Source organism: Leifsonia sp. Ger2509 (assembly GCF_055231915.1).
Map to the genome: position 1 here is coordinate 2,337,900 of NZ_JBUYVB010000003.1, position 15,193 is coordinate 2,353,092.

17 protein-coding genes are annotated in these 15,193 nt (G+C 68.3%); 1 reads left to right on the forward strand and 16 read right to left on the reverse strand.

The window, feature by feature from the left end:
* Nucleotides 1-13: 13 nt before the first annotated feature.
* The 10 genes from ACV7NN_RS11530 to ACV7NN_RS11575 all read right to left on the reverse strand — a co-directional run bounded on the left by ACV7NN_RS11530 (nucleotide 14) and on the right by ACV7NN_RS11575 (nucleotide 9,825).
* Complete coding sequence (locus tag ACV7NN_RS11530) at nucleotides 14-1,102, reverse strand: hypothetical protein (RefSeq protein ID WP_463349710.1); 1,089 nt, start codon at nucleotides 1,100-1,102, stop codon at nucleotides 14-16.
* Complete coding sequence (locus tag ACV7NN_RS11535; protein WP_463349711.1) at nucleotides 1,092-3,143, reverse strand: flagellar biosynthesis protein FlhA; 2,052 nt, start codon at nucleotides 3,141-3,143, stop codon at nucleotides 1,092-1,094. The genes ACV7NN_RS11530 and ACV7NN_RS11535 overlap by 11 nt, the downstream gene beginning before the upstream one ends.
* Nucleotides 3,140-4,243 carry an EscU/YscU/HrcU family type III secretion system export apparatus switch protein gene (locus tag ACV7NN_RS11540; RefSeq protein WP_463349712.1) on the reverse strand — a complete coding sequence of 368 codons (1,104 nt, stop codon included), beginning with the start codon at nucleotides 4,241-4,243 and terminating at the stop codon, nucleotides 3,140-3,142. Before ACV7NN_RS11540 ends, ACV7NN_RS11535 begins: the two co-directional genes overlap by 4 nt.
* A 3-nt stretch (nucleotides 4,244-4,246) precedes the next feature.
* Nucleotides 4,247-5,008, reverse strand: coding sequence for a flagellar biosynthetic protein FliR (locus ACV7NN_RS11545; RefSeq protein WP_463349713.1), 762 nt, complete (start codon nucleotides 5,006-5,008; stop codon nucleotides 4,247-4,249).
* 1 nt (nucleotide 5,009) lies between these two features.
* On the reverse strand, nucleotides 5,010-5,282 hold the full coding sequence (gene fliQ / locus ACV7NN_RS11550; protein ID WP_463349714.1) for a flagellar biosynthesis protein FliQ: 273 nt from the start codon (nucleotides 5,280-5,282) through the stop codon (nucleotides 5,010-5,012).
* 2 nt (nucleotides 5,283-5,284) lie between these two features.
* On the reverse strand, nucleotides 5,285-6,118 hold the full coding sequence (gene fliP / locus ACV7NN_RS11555) for a flagellar type III secretion system pore protein FliP (protein WP_463349715.1): 834 nt from the start codon (nucleotides 6,116-6,118) through the stop codon (nucleotides 5,285-5,287).
* Nucleotides 6,115-6,606 carry a flagellar biosynthetic protein FliO gene (locus ACV7NN_RS11560; protein WP_463349716.1) on the reverse strand — a complete coding sequence of 164 codons (492 nt, stop codon included), beginning with the start codon at nucleotides 6,604-6,606 and terminating at the stop codon, nucleotides 6,115-6,117. The genes fliP and ACV7NN_RS11560 overlap by 4 nt, the downstream gene beginning before the upstream one ends.
* A gap of 1 nt (nucleotide 6,607) precedes the next feature.
* Complete coding sequence (gene fliN / locus ACV7NN_RS11565; protein WP_463349717.1) at nucleotides 6,608-7,312, reverse strand: flagellar motor switch protein FliN; 705 nt, start codon at nucleotides 7,310-7,312, stop codon at nucleotides 6,608-6,610.
* Nucleotides 7,309-8,217, reverse strand: coding sequence for a flagellar motor switch protein FliM (locus ACV7NN_RS11570; RefSeq protein WP_463349718.1), 909 nt, complete (start codon nucleotides 8,215-8,217; stop codon nucleotides 7,309-7,311). Before ACV7NN_RS11570 ends, fliN begins: the two co-directional genes overlap by 4 nt.
* Nucleotides 8,218-8,328: 111 nt before the next feature.
* Entirely contained in the window at nucleotides 8,329-9,825 is a 1,497-nt protein-coding gene (locus tag ACV7NN_RS11575) for a DUF222 domain-containing protein (protein WP_463349719.1), read from the reverse strand.
* A 202-nt stretch (nucleotides 9,826-10,027) separates the two neighbouring features.
* Here ACV7NN_RS11575 and ACV7NN_RS11580 point away from each other — a divergent pair, with 202 nt between their 5' ends.
* Nucleotides 10,028-11,101, forward strand: coding sequence for an epoxide hydrolase family protein (locus ACV7NN_RS11580; protein ID WP_463349720.1), 1,074 nt, complete (start codon nucleotides 10,028-10,030; stop codon nucleotides 11,099-11,101).
* A gap of 105 nt (nucleotides 11,102-11,206) precedes the next feature.
* Here the strand turns inward: ACV7NN_RS11580 and ACV7NN_RS11585 are convergent, their stop codons facing one another.
* The 6 genes from ACV7NN_RS11585 to ACV7NN_RS11610 all read right to left on the reverse strand — a co-directional run bounded on the left by ACV7NN_RS11585 (nucleotide 11,207) and on the right by ACV7NN_RS11610 (nucleotide 15,188).
* Nucleotides 11,207-11,410 (reverse strand): hypothetical protein, encoded by a 204-nt coding sequence (locus ACV7NN_RS11585; RefSeq protein WP_463349721.1) that lies wholly within the window; start codon nucleotides 11,408-11,410, stop codon nucleotides 11,207-11,209.
* Nucleotides 11,411-11,594: 184 nt separating this feature from the next.
* Entirely contained in the window at nucleotides 11,595-12,395 is an 801-nt protein-coding gene (locus tag ACV7NN_RS11590) for an OmpA/MotB family protein (protein ID WP_463349722.1), read from the reverse strand.
* Nucleotides 12,392-13,156, reverse strand: coding sequence for a motility protein A (locus tag ACV7NN_RS11595; RefSeq protein ID WP_463349723.1), 765 nt, complete (start codon nucleotides 13,154-13,156; stop codon nucleotides 12,392-12,394). The genes ACV7NN_RS11590 and ACV7NN_RS11595 overlap by 4 nt, the downstream gene beginning before the upstream one ends.
* The gene (locus ACV7NN_RS11600; RefSeq protein ID WP_463349724.1) at nucleotides 13,156-13,449 is read right to left on the reverse strand and encodes a flagellar FlbD family protein; all 294 of its coding nucleotides are present in this window, start codon (nucleotides 13,447-13,449) and stop codon (nucleotides 13,156-13,158) included. The genes ACV7NN_RS11595 and ACV7NN_RS11600 overlap by 1 nt, the downstream gene beginning before the upstream one ends.
* A gap of 124 nt (nucleotides 13,450-13,573) precedes the next feature.
* Entirely contained in the window at nucleotides 13,574-14,749 is a 1,176-nt protein-coding gene (locus ACV7NN_RS11605; protein ID WP_463349725.1) for a flagellar hook protein FlgE, read from the reverse strand.
* A 10-nt stretch (nucleotides 14,750-14,759) separates the two neighbouring features.
* Entirely contained in the window at nucleotides 14,760-15,188 is a 429-nt protein-coding gene (locus tag ACV7NN_RS11610) for a flagellar hook assembly protein FlgD (protein WP_463349726.1), read from the reverse strand.
* Between the last annotated feature and the right edge of the window lie 5 nt (nucleotides 15,189-15,193).

The following is a 15,193-nucleotide window of genomic DNA, read 5'->3' on the forward strand; positions in this document are numbered from 1 at the left end:
CCGGCACGCGGCGTCAGAGGCGCGGTGCGCCGGCAGGCTCGCCGTCGACCCAGCCGACGGGGACGCCGAGGGTGTTGACGGTGCGGGGCGTGGTGGTCGAACCGGCGCCGACGACTGCGAGGGCCCCGACGGGGACGGTGCGGGAGATGCGATCCACCCAGCGCTGGGTGTCCTCCGGCTTGCGGCCCGCATTCACCACGACCCAGACCTGATCGGGATCGATGGCCGCGAGGGCGGTCACGGGATCGTCGCCGGGCTCGACCCCGAACGCGCAGAAGACGACCGCGCCGCGCTCGACGCCCTCGGCGCGTGCGAGCAGGGCTGCACGCCGATCGGTCAGCGGAGCGCCGGCTCGCCCCCGCGGCTTGATCGAGCCGCCGGTGCGGAGGTCCCCGCGTGCGAAGACTTTGCACATCGCCTGGGCGATCGGAAGGGCATCCTGTCCGAGACTCACCACGGCGACGAGATCGCCGGGCACCTGCGGTGGCACGGGAACCGGCTCGGGCGCACGCGCGGCTTCGAGCGCGAGCGGAGCCGCGAAGAGAGGAAGGGCGGGCTCGGGAGCGGGGTGCGTAGCGAAACTGCCGAGGCTCGCCATCAGGTCGTCGAAGCCGGCGGAGGATCGGGATGCTTTCATCACGACGGGCCCGGCCGCGTCGGGATCAGCCGTCACGCGGGTTGCCGGTAGCTCGCCGGCACCGCGCCCGGCGACAGGAACAGTGTCCGCCCGTCGTCCGGCAGCGTCCGGATCGGGCGTCACGCGACGTGCCCGTGGCTCGTCGGCGCCGCGCGGGGCGCCCGGAACGGCGCCCGGAACCCCGTTCACGCCGCGCCCGCCCGCCGCATCCAGCCCGTCCTCCACCTCGTCGGCGTCCGCGAGGAGCGCGGCGATGCCGCGGCGCGCGGCCGGGTCGACCCGGACGTCGGGCAGCGCCGGCGGCTCGTCCGCGAGTTCGACGACCGCCTCGAAGTAGGCCGGCTTGCGGACCCGTCCGATGCCGCGCGGGATGACCTTCTCGGCCGAGACGATCCGTGCGAGCGGCCCGTGCTCGTCGCGGACCTTCTGCCGGAGGTCGTCGATGGTGGCGGCGCTAAGCTGCAACCGGCTCGGCAAGGCGGATCACCCCCACGGTGTCGATCCGGACATCCGCGGCGGTCGCCTCCGAGTAGGAGAGGACCGGGATGCCGCCTGTGGGTGCCGAGACGAGCCGGCGCACGGCGGGCCTGAGCGCGGGCGCGCAGACGACGGCAGGCGAATAGCCCTCGTCGGCTGCGGCCTTCACCGCGTTCGACAGGGACTTCACGACCCGGTCGTTCGTGACAGGGTCGAGGAGGATCTGCGTCCCCTGCGGGGTGGGACGGGCGGCCTCCAGCATGGCCTGCTCCAGTGTCGGGTCGATGGTGATCACGCGCAGCGTGCCGTCCTCGAGATAGCGGCTCGCCACCGCGGCCCCCAGCGCGTGCCGCGCGGCCTCGATGAGGCCTTCGGGGTCCGTCGACACCTTCGCCTGCAGCGAGAGCGCCTCGTAGATGCGGGCGAGGTCGTTGATCGGCACCTGCTCGGCGAGCAGTCCCTGCAGCACGCGCTGGACCTCGGCGAGGCTGAGTGGGTTGGGCGTGAGCTCGTCGACGGCCGCCGGGTTCAGCTCGCGCACGCCCTCGGTCAGCACCCGGACATCCTCACGCGTCAGCAGCCGCGCGGCGTTGTCCGTGATGATCGATGAGAGATGGGTGACCACGACCGCGACCCGGTCGATCACCGTCGCGCCGGTCAGCTCGGCCGAGTGCCGCAGCTCCGCAGGGACCCACTTGCCGGCGAGGCCGAACACCGGCTCGACCGTCGCTTCTCCCGGCAGCGAACCCAGGTTGCCTCCGAGCGCCAGCAGTTTGCCGGCCGGTGCGAGACCGCGACCCATCTCGACGCCGGCGATCCGGATCGAGTACGTCGCGGCGGGCAGCTCGATGCTGTCGCGCGTGCGCACCGGCGGCACCACGAAGCCGAGCTCCATGGCGATCTTGCGGCGCAGCGCCTTCACGCGCGCGAGCAGGTCGTCGGATGCACCGGAGACGATGTCGACGAGGTCGGGAGCGAGCAGGATCTCGAGGGCGTGCACGCGCATCTGCTCGATGATCGCCTCGGTGGTCTCCGGTGACGGCGCGGCGGCGGCCTCGGCGGTGGCCTGCGCATCCTTCGCCGTCCTGGCCTCCGTGGCCTTGATCCGCCGGGAGACCACGAGAAGGCCGACGCCGACCACGAGGAACGCGAAGATCGGCATGCCGGGGATGAGGCCCATGACCAGTGCCGCGCATCCGGCGATCGTCAGCGCGACCCGCGACTGGCTGAGCTGCCGCGACGCCGTCGAGCCCATGTCCTCTTCCGCGTTCGAGCGGGTGACGATCATGCCGGTGGACACGGCCATCAGCAGGGCGGGGATCTGCGAGACCAGACCGTCGCCGATCGTGAGGAGCGTGTACTTGCCGACGGCCGAGCCGATGTCGAGGCCGTTCTGGATCATGCCGATGGCGATGCCACCGATGATGTTGATCAGGATGATAATGATCCCGGCGATCGCGTCGCCCTTGACGAACTTGGATGCGCCGTCCATGGCGCCGTAGAAGTCGGCCTCAGCGGACACTTCGGCCCGTCGCTGCCGTGCCTGCGCATCCGTGATCAGTCCGGCGTTCAGGTCGGCGTCGATCGCCATCTGCTTGCCCGGCATCGCGTCGAGGGTGAAGCGCGCGCCGACCTCGGCGACGCGTTCGGCGCCCTTGGTGACCACGATGAACTGGATCACGACCAGGATGAGGAAGATCACCGCGCCGATGATGATCGACCCGCCGACCGCGACGTGCCCGAACGACTGGATGACCTGGCCCGCGTAGCCCTGGCCGAGCACCAGCCTCGTGGAGGCGACGTTCAGGCCGAGACGGAACAGGGTCGCAACCAGCAGCAACGAGGGGAACACCGAGAAGTCGAGCGGCTTGCGCACGAACATCGTCGTCAGCAGGATCACCAGGGCCAGCAGGATGTTCACGATGATGAGCACATCGAGCAGGAACGCCGGCACGGGGACGATCAGCAGCAGGAGGATGCCGACCACGCCGACGGGGACGGCGACCTTCGATAGATTGCGATTCTTCATCTCGTTGCCCCTTCCGGGCGTGGTGCGGTGTACGGCAGGGTGTGGACTCCGGATGCGGAGCCGCGGCGTTTCAGCGCCATCACGAAGGTGAGCACGTGGGCTATCGCGTTGTAGAACTCGACCGGGATCTCGTGGCCGAGATCGCAGGCGGCGTGCAGGGTACGGGTGAGGGGGATGTCCTTGACCATCGGCACCTTCTTCGCTTCGGCCTCTTCGCGGATGCGCGCGGCGATGACCCCGGCGCCCTTCGCAACGACGCGGGGGGCGGATTTTCCGGGCTCGTAGCGCAGCGCGACCGCGAAATGGGTGGGGTTGATCAGCACGACGTCCGCGTCGGCGATGGCAGCCATCATCCGGTTGCGGCTCATCGCCAGCTGACGGCTGCGGCGCTGCGCCTTGATGATCGGGTCGCCGTCGGTCGTCTTGTTCTCGTCGCGGACCTCGCGCTTGGTCATCCGTGTCTGCTTGCGGTTGCGGCGCATCACCACGAACACGTCGACCGCTGCGAGGAGGAGGCCGGCGATGATCGCGGTCTGGAGGAGCCCGGTGATGCCGCCGACGGCCCGGTCGACCAGTTCTGCCAGCGTGCTGGAGCCCGGGACCATCAGCACGGGGAGCAGGCTCTGGATGACGAGGTAGAGGGCGAGGCCGACCACGCCCGTCTTCAGCAGGGCCTTCGCGCCGTTCCAGAGCGCTTGCCCGCCGAAGGTGTGCTTGAAGCCGTTCGCCAGGTTGAACTGCTCGAACTTGCCCTCGAGCTTGCGCAGGTGGATGCCGCCCTGCAGCACCGACCCGGCGAACACGGCGACGGCCACAGCGACCAGGAGCAGGGCGATGGTCGGCAGGATGGATCCCATCGCCGCGCCGAGTGCGCCGAGCGCGACCGCATCCGTCGGCTCCTGGGCCGCCTTGCCCACAGCGAAGATCTGGCTGACCGCAGCGTTCGTGCCCAGGGTGATCGTCGCCGGCAGCAGCAGGGCGGCGGCCCCCAGGCCCAGCCACGTCGTCAGGTCCTGCGACTTCGACAGCTTGCCTTTGCGCCGGACCTCCTTCATCCGTTTGTCGGTGGCGTCCTCGGTCCGCTCCTGTGCGTCAGACATCGGTCACCCCCTGCCCGCTACGAGCGCGTTCATGGCGTCGCCGGTCAGTGCGGTCACGATCCCGGGCAGCGCGACGAACAGGATGCCGCCCAGGCTCAGGGTGATCATGATCTTCACGGGGTAGCCCATCGAGAAGGCGTTCAGCGCGGGGGCGATCCGGGTCAGCAGGCCGAGCCCCAGGTCGGCGAGGAACAGTACGACGATCAGGGGCCCCGCGATCTGCAGGGACGACACGAACATGTTGGTCGTCGCCGTGATCATCGCGTGGACGGTCGCGCTGATGTTCAGCCCGGAGCCGAGAGGGATGGCCGTGAAACTGCGTGCCAGCCCGCCGAGGAGCAGCTGGTAGGCGCCCGAGGAGAACATCAGGGCCAGGGCCGACATCTGGAAGAGACGCGTCAGCTGGGCACCGCTGATGCTGAGCTGCGGGTCGTAGCCCTGCGCGAGCTGGAACCCGCCGAACAGGTCGAGCAGGCTGCCCGCCGACTGCACGGCCGCGAACACGATCATCACCAGGAAGCCGAGGGCGAAGCCGATCAGCAGCTGCATGACGATCGCGAGCAGGAACGGCGCGAAGTCGAGCTGGGTGTAGCCCTGCGTCACGACCGGTGAGACCGCGAGACCCAGGCCGACGGCGAGCAGCGCCTTCACCGTGCCGGGGATGGCTCGGTACGAGAACGGCGGCGCGACGAGGATGAACGCGGCGAGCCGCACGCTCGCCAGCATGACGGCCTCGATCCAGCTCGCATCGATCGGGATGTTCACCTCAGCCCCCCAGCAGCATCGGGATCTTGGTGAACAGGTCGTGGGTGAAGGACACGAGCTCTGCGATCATCCAGTTTCCGCAGATGAGCAGGGCGATCGAGACGCCGACGGCCTTCGGCACGAACGAGAGGGTGACCTCCTGGATCTGGGTGATCGACTGGAACAGCGAGATGGCGAACCCGATCACGAGCGACGTGATGAGGATGGGCGCGGCGAGCTTGGCGGACATGATGAGCGCCTGGGCGCCGATGTCGAGGATCGCACTGGAGTTCACGGTCAGCCCCCCACGTAGCTCTTGACGAGTGCGGTGATCACGAGGCCCCACCCGTCGACGAGGACGAAGAGGAGGATCTTGAACGGAAGCGAGATCATCACGGGCGGAAGCATCATCATGCCCATCGACATCAGCGCCGCAGAGACGACGAGGTCGATCACGAGGAACGGCACGAAGACCACGAAGCCGATGATGAACGCGCTGCGGAGCTCGGAGATCATGAACGCCGGGATGAGCGTCGCGAGGTCGACCGCCGACGGTGTCGATGGGTTCGCGCGGCCGCCCAGCCGCGTCATCAGGGCGAGGTCCTCCTGGCGGGTGAATTTGAGCATCCACGCTTTGAGCGGTTTGGACGCGAGATCGATCGCCTGGGCGAAGTCGATCGACCCGTGCAGGTAGGGCTGGACGGCGTGCGTATTGATGTCGGTGAGCACCGGCCACATGATGAACAGCGACAGGAAGAGGGCGAGCCCGGCGATCACCTGGTTCGGGGGAACCGAGGTCAGGCCGAGTGCGTTGCGCGTCATCGACAGCACGACGAACACCTTCGTGAACGACGTCATCATCATGAGCAGCGCGGGCGCGATCGACAGCAGCGTGATGCCGATGAGGGTGAGGACGGTCTGCGACGGGGTGCCGTCGATCCCGTTGATCGTGATACTCGAGCCGCCCGTCGAGACCGGAGCCGGGGTCGCCGGAGGAGTCGGGGCGACCGGGTCGGCGTGCGCCGCGGCGGCCTGCAGCAGGACGATGCCGAACACGATGACGAGCGCCAGCGCGACCAGGACTCCGAGTCGCCGACGGCGGAGCCTTCTCTCGGCGACGAGCGGATTCACTTCAGGCCGTTCCGAACGCTCGTGAGCGCGAGTCTCCAGGTGGATGCGGCGAGGATCGAGCCTGCGACGGGGTTCGCGGGGGCGGCACCGGCCGCAGCGTTCGCGACCAGCGCGTCCGCGACCGCAGCGTTCGCGACCAGCGCGTCCGCGACCAGCACATCCGCATCCACAGTGTCGGCCGCGGCCATCGCCGTCGCGAACGACAGCTCGGCTGCGGGGACGTGCTCGGCCGAATGCAGGACGTCCACCGAGTGCAGGACGTTCACCGAGTGCTCGGTGACCCCGAGCACGAGGCGGCGCCCGTCCACGTCCACGACGACCACGGACGCCTTGCCGGCGATGCCCTGCTTGCCGACCACGGTGACCGGGTTCGCCTTCTTCTTCGTGCCCAGCTGGCGCCGGCTCACGCGACGGTGCAGGAACCAGATGACGCCGAGCACGGCGGCGAGGGACACCACCACGCGCAGCATGGTGAGAACAGCATCCATATCAGGCGAGGAGGTCTGGCGTATCCAGGATCTGCGTGACCCTGACCGCGTAATCCTGGTCGACGACGACCACTTCGCCGTACGCGATGAGGCGTCCGTTGAGGAGGATGTCCGCAGGGGCGCCAGCGGATCGGTCGAGTTCGACGACGGCGCCGGGCTCCAGGTTCAGTACGTCGCGAACGGACATGCGGGTGCGCCCGATCTCGACGGTCAGGGCCATCTCGACGTTGTTGATGCGTCCGAGCCGGCCGGACACGTCCTCGCTGCCGGCGCTCGCCGGGGTCGTCCCCCGACGCGCGCGCAGGCCGAACAGACCGGCGAGCTCGGCGCCGTCGCGCAGTTCGACGACCGTGGTGTCCGGATCGTCGAACAGGGCTGCGGCGTCGTCGATCCGCTGGTCGCCGAGCACGCCGTCGCCGAGGACGGCCGACGCGCCGACGAGGGCGCCGTGCACGAGGTCGGTCAGCGAGACCGTTGCTTCCGCAGCCGGGGCCAGCATGCTCCCGTCGACGATCGCCATCGCGACGTCGTAGGAGGAGGCGCCGACGAACGTGGCGATGATCGCGGCGCTGACATCGATGCCGGCCGGCTGCGGGAACTCGCGCGGAACCGGCGTGAGGGCTTTCACCGTGGGAAGGTTCTCGGCCAGGGCCTCAGCAGCACGCAGGGCGAGGCCGGTGGTCGAAAGGTTCATGGTCATGCTCATCGTGCGTTCTCCTGGGTTTCGACGACGACGCAGGCGATCCGGGAACCGGTCGTTCCGATGGATGCGCGGGCCAGCGGCCGGCCCTCCACTGCGACGTTCAAAGGTTTGGTCTTGTCGTGCGGCAGGCCGACGAGGTCGCCGACCGCGAGCCGGATGATCTGCGCGGGCGTCACGGTCAGCGGGTTCAGCTGCAGGGAGACCCCGACGGGAACGGATGCGAGCTGCGCCTCGATCAGGCTGCGGGCGTCTGCGACCTTCGTCACGGGGTTGGCGTCGCCGAGCTGGCGCACGAGGAAGTCCGCCGGGATGGCGATGGTGGCGGTGTCCGTGGCGTCGCCGACGCTGACCGAGAAGTTCGCGACCATCATCAGTTCGGCGGTGGCAGCCGCCTGGGCGAACTGCGAGTTGTGGTGCACCGTGTCCATGACGACGGGGGCGGACAGAAGGCGGCCGAACGAGTAGCGGAGGTCGTCGATCGTGTCGTCGATGAGCCTGCGGAGCATCGTGAGCTCGACCAGGGTGAACTTGCGTTCCTCGACGTCCGGATCCGGGGTGCCCCCGAGCATCCGCGTCAGCCAGCCGAGGGCGGCGGTCGCAGGGAACTGGATGACCGCTTTCGACGGATCGTCGCCGATCGTCAGGAGGACGAGAGCGGTCTGCGGAGGAAGTCCTGATGCGTACTCGTCGTAGGTGCGGATCGACAGCCCCTCGAACGTTACCTGCGAGCGCACCCGGACCTTCGCGGTCAGCTGGGTGCCCCACTGGCGGGAGAACGTCTCGAACGCCAACTCGAGGGTGCGGGAATGCTCGCGGGCGAGCGTGGTGGGCCGGCGGAAGTCGTAGACCTCGACGCCGCGCTGCCGTTCGGGCAGGGGGGAATCATCGTGCAATTTCTGGACCGTCACACTAGGGACTATCGGCTCGGTCGTGCGGGCGGTTAGCGGTTTGCTCCGCGGATGCGCCGGGCATGCGTCAGGCATGCGTCGGGCATGCGGTCGGCATGCGGCCGGGGGTGGTCATGGTGATGCGCTTTCGAGGATGCGGAGTCGTCCGCCGGGTCTGGGTGTCCGGGTCGGGTCGAGGTGCGGAGGCGGTGTGAACCAGGGCACGTTGTCCCGGATGGTGATTCCCCAGCCGTCGTCGTGCACCCGATAGTGGTGGTGCGAGCACAGGAGGATGCCGTTTTTGAGATCGGTTCGGCCGGTGTCGCGGTCCCACCAGAGGATGTGGTGCGCCTGGGTGTAGGCGGGTGGATGTGGGCAGCCGGTCCAGGCGCAACCGCCATCGCGTTCGGCGAGCGCATGTTTCTGCGCGGACGAGAAGAGTCGTTGTTTCCGGCCCAGGTCGAGGGTCTCCGAGCGGCCGCCGAGCACTATCGGGATCAGGTTCGCGTCCGCGGCGAGCCGGCGTGCGGTGCCAGCGGATACCGGCGTGGGGATCCCGTCGATCTCGGCGGTGCCTTTCCCGGTGCGGAGCTGGTCGAGGCCGATCCTCACGATCATCGTCACCGGCGGACCGGATGCACCGCGGGCGCAGCCGGCGCGGTGCCGGAACACTTCGACCGCCCCATCGGAGTTCAGTTGAGCGATGCTGCGGGTCTCCGGCATCACCGGTGAATCCGCTGAATCAGGTTCGGGTCCGACGAACCGCACCTTCGCGGGAGTGGACTCCCTGCGGGTGTCGCGGGTCTCGTGGAGGTCGCGGGTGACGTAGGCGGTGATCTGCGGCAGCACGTGTCCGGCGGAGACGGCGTCGAGGTACCAGTCGATGTGGGTCATCCCGTCCCGGGTGGTGGTGATCGTCAACGATCGCCGGCGCCGCTGGATCTCTTCGCGGGGTTCGATGCCGTCCTGGTCCAGACGGTCGCGGACCTGCACGGCGAGCCGGCGGGTCTGCTCCACGGTCAGCCCGGGTGCGTGGTCGACCAGCACCCGTTCCCCGCAGGTGCGCTGCTCGAGGCTGCAACCGGGACCGGTCTTACCGAGTTCCCGGATGATCACGGCCGCCTGCTCCACGGACACCCCGGACGACCCTCCAGGGTCGCCGGGGCCGGCCTCGGTGTCGGGGTCGCCGGCGTGCTCGTCGGCGGTCACGTCATCGGTGGCGGTTCCAGGCAGGTCACCGAGCAGCGCGGCGGCGAGTTCCGGGAACTCCGGCGGTAGTTCTTCGCCGTGCAGACTGTGCCTTGGTGCGACAGCACGGGCGACGCTGCACAGCTGCCGTGCCGCCGGCAGTGATGTCTTCCACAGTTCTGCCAGCAGCGAGCCCAGGTCACGGTAGCCGGAGGCCCGGATCGGACTGTTCTCCGGGTCGAGTTCGCAGACCCGATCCAGGGCAGCGATCCGCCGCAGTGCGACCGCCTCGACCGCCGCCCGCACTGACCCGAGTCCGGCCAGTGACCGCACCAGCAGCTGGGCCTCCGACAGCCCCGCGCGCGCATCCGCGTCGAGCACGCGCAGCGCGTCGAGCGCAGCAGCGACGGCATCGAGGTCGCGGGTCGGTGGGAAGGTCACGACTCAAGTCAACCAGCCGCCACCAACAAACTGCCTCTGATCAGGTGTTTACTGTGGACAAAGCGACAAGACAGCCACCTGTGGAGGACTCGACGAAACACCCGGTCGGCCCGTCATACCCGACCTGCTATCGGCTCGGTCGCGCTACAGCTAACGGTTGCCGGGGCTGACGTGTGTCCGTGGTCGCCGGTAGCGTCAGGCCATGCACTTCACTGTTGAGATTCCTCAGAGCGTGCTCGACGACCTGCAGCGCCGGCTCGAGTCGGCCATCCTCCCGGAGCCGACACCGGGGGCGGAGTGGTTGCGGGGCATTCCGCCGCGCGTGCTCGCGGAACTGATCGGGCGCTGGCGTGCCGGCTACGACTGGCGGGCCGTCGAGCGGCGCTTCAACACCTACGAACAGAGCATCGTCGACCTCGACGGATGCGCCGCGCACGTCATCCGCGCTCCGGCACGCCGAGCCGGCGGCCTGCCGATCGTGCTGACCCACGGCTGGCCGTATTCGTTCGCGTCCATGCTCGATCTCGCGGACATCCTGAGCGCGGAGAGAGATGTGGTGGTCCCGTCCCTTCCCGGCTACGGATTCTCAGGCGTGCTCCCCGAGCCGTTCTCGTCCGTCGGTGTCGCCCGCCGCTGGAACCAGCTGATGACCGGGGAGTTCGGGTACGAACGGTACCTGACCTACGGGGAGGACGTGGGCGCCGGCGTCAGCGACTGGCTGGCGGGCTCCTACCCTGAGTCGGTCGCCGGCATCGTGGCATCGCATGCGTCGTTCGCGGGTCGGTCGCGGCCGGGAGTGGTGCTCACGGAGGAAGAGAGGGCGTTCCTGGCGTCGGTGAACAACCCTGTCGAGTCCGGCTACGCGCACGAACAAGGTACGCGCCCGGACACGCTGGCGGCCGCGCTTCTCGATTCGCCCAGCGGTCTGCTCGCGTGGATCGCCGAGAAGGTCGCCGCCTGGAGCGACGGCGACGGCCTCGAGCGCTTCGCCCCGGACGATGTGCTCACGAACGTGATGATCTACTGGGTGACCCGGTCGATCGGCACCAGCTTCCGACCCTACTGCGAGCCCGGCGGTGATGACGAGCTCCACCCGGTCATCGAGGTGCCGGCGAGCATCCTGATCCAGCGGCACGAAGCCGCCTACCCGCGGTCGCTCGCGGAGAAGAGCTACGCGGACATCCGCGCCTTCTCGCGTCTGGAACGCGGCGGCCACTTCACCGCGTGGGAGGCTCCGGATGCGGTCGCCGCGGCCGTCCGCGCCCTCGACGGCTGACGCATCGAGTGGTCGCTAAGCGACCTTCCCGGCGACTTTTTCGGGGAGTTAGTGACGACTCGACCGGCTACTCCACCGGTGGGGCGAGCTGCCCTGCCACGTGCATCAGAGCACGTCGCCGGACTCCGTTCCCAGGCGTTGGATGGCCTTTACTCGGCCGTTCTCGACGACCACGTCAAAGATGCCGGCGAAGCGGGAGTGGATGTAATAAGGGGCATGGCCGGTCTCGTCGTACTCTGTCTGGAGCATCCGGATCAAGAGCTCGGCCCTGTTGACCTCCGGCTCTTCACCCGGCCTCGCCGAGGACACAAACTGGTCATCACCACGGGGGAGAGAACGATTCATGTGCAGGGAGCGTACGGACCGAAATCGAGAATCCTGTCTATTGCGTGTGAGAGGGCACTCAGGTGATATACCCCTGTGACACGCGAATTCGGAACGCACTAAGGGCGATTCCCGCAGCGGCGCCAGCAGACGCTGACGACTGGACCGGCTACTTCCTGGCGGCAGCGACCAGGCCCGGGATGAGCGCGCGAACGGCATCCGGCTGGTCGGAGAGCACCACGATGTCGACGCGGCGGTCCTTCGCGAAATCCGCATCCGACGAGCCGGGAACGATCGGTCGTGCCGATCCGTAGCCGACGGCGCCGACCCGGGTGTCGGCCACCCGGCCCCGCTCGACCAGGTCGCGGAGAACGGCGGTGGCGCGACCGCTCGACAGCTCCCAGTTGGTCGGGAACGGTTGCCCCGGCGGCCGGGGATCGGCGTGGCCTTCGATGCTCACCTGGTAGGTCACCGTGTTGAGGGGACCGGCGATCCGGTCCAGCACGCGGCTCGCGATCGGCGTCAGGACGGTGCTGTTCGATGCGAAGAACGTGTCGGCCCCGACCAGCCCGACCGTGAGTCCGCGTGAGTCGATGGTCGTGTCGACCTTGGCCTCCAGGCCGACCGCCGCGAGGTTGGCGTTGATCCGGTCACGGAGCGCCTTGAGCTTGTCGTACTCGAGCGTCGCCGCCTGCAGGTTGGTGAGTTCGCCCTCCTTGCCGACATCCTTGGCTGGCACGATGATGCCGCTGGCCGTGTCGATCTTCTGGGACTTGACCACGCCGAAGCCGGTAGCGAGCGAATCCTTGAGCGCCGCGAACTTGTGGGCATCCGTGCTGGACATCGCGTAGAGCACGATGAACATGCACATGAGCACCGTGACCATGTCCATGTAGGAGGCCATCCAGCGTTCGTCCTGGTGGTGCTCGCCGCTCTCGCCGGCACCCCGGGGCCTCCGGCGCGCGCTCATGCCGCTTTGGGTAGGGAACTCGCCGGCACCATGGCCCGCAGACGCTCGTCGAGGAGGCGCGGCTGGGCGCCGGACTGGATGGCGAGCATCCCCTCCAGGATCAGCGACATCCGCTCGGACTCGAGGTCGCAGAGACGGTTCAAACGGTCACCGATGGGCAGCCAGATGAAGTTCGCAGACAGCAGGCCCCAGAGGGTCGCGACGAACGCGGCGGCGATCATCGGGCCGAGCTTGCCGGGAGACGACAGGTTCTCGAGCACATGGGTGAGCGAGACGACCGTTCCGATGATGCCGATCGTGGGGGCGTAGCCGCCGAGGATCTTGAACCACTTGGCTGCGCCGCGGTCGACGCGCTGGCGGGTGGCCATCTGGTCTTCGAGAAGGATGCGCAGCTCTTCGCCGTCGGTGCCGTCGGCGATGTTCTGCAGGGCGTCACGGAGGAACGGATCCTTGGTCTCGTGGGCGTTCTGCTCGAGTGAGAGGAGGCCGTCGCGGCGCGCCTTCTCTGCGATCTCGACCAGCTGCTCGATGACGTGACCCGGCTTGGCGATCTTGCCGCGGAACGCCTTGGGGATGGCTTTGAGCGCCCGCGCCGCATCCCGCGTCGTCCCGGACGCGAAGCCGACGGCGATCGTCGCGCCGAAGACGATGAGCATGGGGGCCGGAAGCAGGATCGACGTGACCGACGAGCCTTCGAGGGTGAGCATCCCGAACAGCGAGCCGAACGCGATGAGCAGCCCGATTATGGTTGCGAGGTCCATCACGTCTCCGTCTGTCGCGGGGCGAAGGGGCTGTCGTGCAGCTCGGCTGCGGGGCGGAGCGCCTCGAGGTGGCGCTGGCCGGGGCTGAGCTCGATGCGGCGGAGGCTGGCGCGGGCGATGACGTCGGCGCGCGAATCCGCGATGAGCTCCAGGATGCGGGTGAGCGGTTCGGTGACGATGTGACTCGACCCGTCGACGAGGAAGATCGTCGTATCCGGGTTCTCCACGATGCGCTCGATGAGGTCAGGGTTGATCGCGAACGGGCTGCCGCTGAGTCGGGTGGCAACGATCATGGGTCTGCTTTCGCCTGGAGCCGGGTACGAGGGGTGGTTCTAAACGACACTGTCGGCCGCCCGGGGGATTCCGGTTAGGCGGCCGACAGTGTTTTTGGAACGGGTTTCGTAGCCGGGCGACCCGCTACGAGCGCTTCAGGTTCACCAGTTCGTCGAGCACAGAGTCGCTCGTCGTGATGATGCGGGCGTTCGCCTGGAAGCCGCGCTGGGCGACGATCAGGTTGGTGAACTCCTGCGACAGGTCGACGTTCGACATCTCGAGGTAGCCGGTGGTGATCGAGCCGAGGCCCGGAGTGCCCGCGGTTCCGGTGGTCTGAGCGCCCGAGTTGGGGGTGGCGCCGTACATCGAGCCGCCCTGCTTCTCGAGGCCCGCCGGGTTGACGAAGGTGGAGACGGCGATGCGGGCGATGGCCTGGATGACGCCGTTGCTGTACGAGCCGGAGATCGTTCCGTCCTTGCCGATCGTGTACGACTCGAGCGTCCCGGCGCTGTGACCGTTCTGGGCTTCGACGGCGATGGTCGAGAGCCCGGCGAAACCGCTGACCTTCGAGAAGTCGATCGGCACGGCGCCTGCGGTGGTGAGCGTGGGCGGGGTCGTGGTCAGGGCGCCGGCGGTGAACGAGAGAGTGCCGATGTTTCCGCTGCCATCGTTGACGGTCCAGTTGCCTGCGCCGTCCGAGGTGAACGTCAGCGAGACGGTCGACTTGTTGCCCTGGTTGTCATAGACGGGGAGGTCGCGGGTGAGCACGGTCGCGGCCGCCGCATCCGACGGGAGGTTGCCCGCGAAGCTCGCAGTGGTGGTCGCGGCGGCAGGGACCACCGAGTCGACCGGGAGCTTGATGTTGCCGAGCGCCTGGTTGGTGTTGATGTTGCCCGTCTGGTCGGCAGTCCAGCCCTGCACGAAACCGCCCTCGGCGGAGACCAACGTGCCGGTCGAGTCGAAATCGAAGTTGCCGGCGCGGGTGTAGAGGTTCTGCCCGCCGACCTTGACGTTGAAGAATCCGTCGCCGCTGATCATCAGGTCGGTGGGCTTGCCGGTCGCCTGCGAGGAGCCCTGCGCGAAGTTGGTCGCGATGCCGGCGACCTTCACCCCGAGGCCGATCTGGGCCGGGTTGGACCCGCCGTTGGCAGCACCGGCAGCGGTCGCACCCGAGATCAGCTGCGACAGCGTGTCCTCGAACTCGACCGACGACGACTTGAAGCCTGCCGTGTTGACGTTGGCGATGTTGTTGCCGGTGACGTCGAGCATCTGCTGGTGGGCCTGAAGGCCCGAGATTCCGGAGTAGAGAGAGCGGAGCATGGTGTGCCTTTCAGTTGGCGAGGGTGAGGGCGGAGATGGAGTCGAGGGAGACGCTGGCGCCCCCGACGGTGACGGTGGGGACGCTCCCTGAGAAGCTCACCGCGGTGGCTTTGCCGGTCTGGGTGTCGCCGTTCTTGTCCAGGTAGCTGACCTGCTGGCCGATGAGGGCGGCGGCGTTCGTGCGCATCGAGAGGGCGAAGCTCTCGGTGTTGGTCGAGTTCAGGGTGGCCAGCGATTGCATCATCGACAGCTGCGTGGTCTGGCTGATCATCTGGTTGGTGTCCATCGGCGACGACGGGTCCTGGTTCTGCAGCTGGGTGACCAGCAGCTTCATGAAGAGGTCGGCATCCATGGTCTGTTTGGGCGCGCCGAGGGTGTTGTCGGTCGCGTAGATGCTCGACCCTCCTGACGAGGCGGAAATGGGATCCACTGCGGTCATCTTCT

What these genes read in the sequence shown, in the direction of transcription:
- ACV7NN_RS11535 (WP_463349711.1), bottom strand. Translation starts at nt 3,143, where the DNA reads ATGAAGAATCGCAATCTATCGAAGGTCGCCGTCCCCGTCGGCGTGGTC.
- ACV7NN_RS11540 (WP_463349712.1), bottom strand. Translation starts at nt 4,243, where the DNA reads ATGTCTGACGCACAGGAGCGGACCGAGGACGCCACCGACAAACGGATG.
- ACV7NN_RS11560 (WP_463349716.1), bottom strand. Translation starts at nt 6,606, where the DNA reads ATGGATGCTGTTCTCACCATGCTGCGCGTGGTGGTGTCCCTCGCCGCC.
- fliN (WP_463349717.1), bottom strand. Translation starts at nt 7,312, where the DNA reads ATGAGCATGACCATGAACCTTTCGACCACCGGCCTCGCCCTGCGTGCT.
- ACV7NN_RS11580 (WP_463349720.1), top strand. Translation starts at nt 10,028, where the DNA reads ATGCACTTCACTGTTGAGATTCCTCAGAGCGTGCTCGACGACCTGCAG.
- ACV7NN_RS11590 (WP_463349722.1), bottom strand. Translation starts at nt 12,395, where the DNA reads ATGAGCGCGCGCCGGAGGCCCCGGGGTGCCGGCGAGAGCGGCGAGCAC.
- ACV7NN_RS11595 (WP_463349723.1), bottom strand. Translation starts at nt 13,156, where the DNA reads ATGGACCTCGCAACCATAATCGGGCTGCTCATCGCGTTCGGCTCGCTG.
- ACV7NN_RS11600 (WP_463349724.1), bottom strand. Translation starts at nt 13,449, where the DNA reads ATGATCGTTGCCACCCGACTCAGCGGCAGCCCGTTCGCGATCAACCCT.
- ACV7NN_RS11605 (WP_463349725.1), bottom strand. Translation starts at nt 14,749, where the DNA reads ATGCTCCGCTCTCTCTACTCCGGAATCTCGGGCCTTCAGGCCCACCAG.
- ACV7NN_RS11610 (WP_463349726.1), bottom strand. Translation starts at nt 15,188, where the DNA reads ATGACCGCAGTGGATCCCATTTCCGCCTCGTCAGGAGGGTCGAGCATC.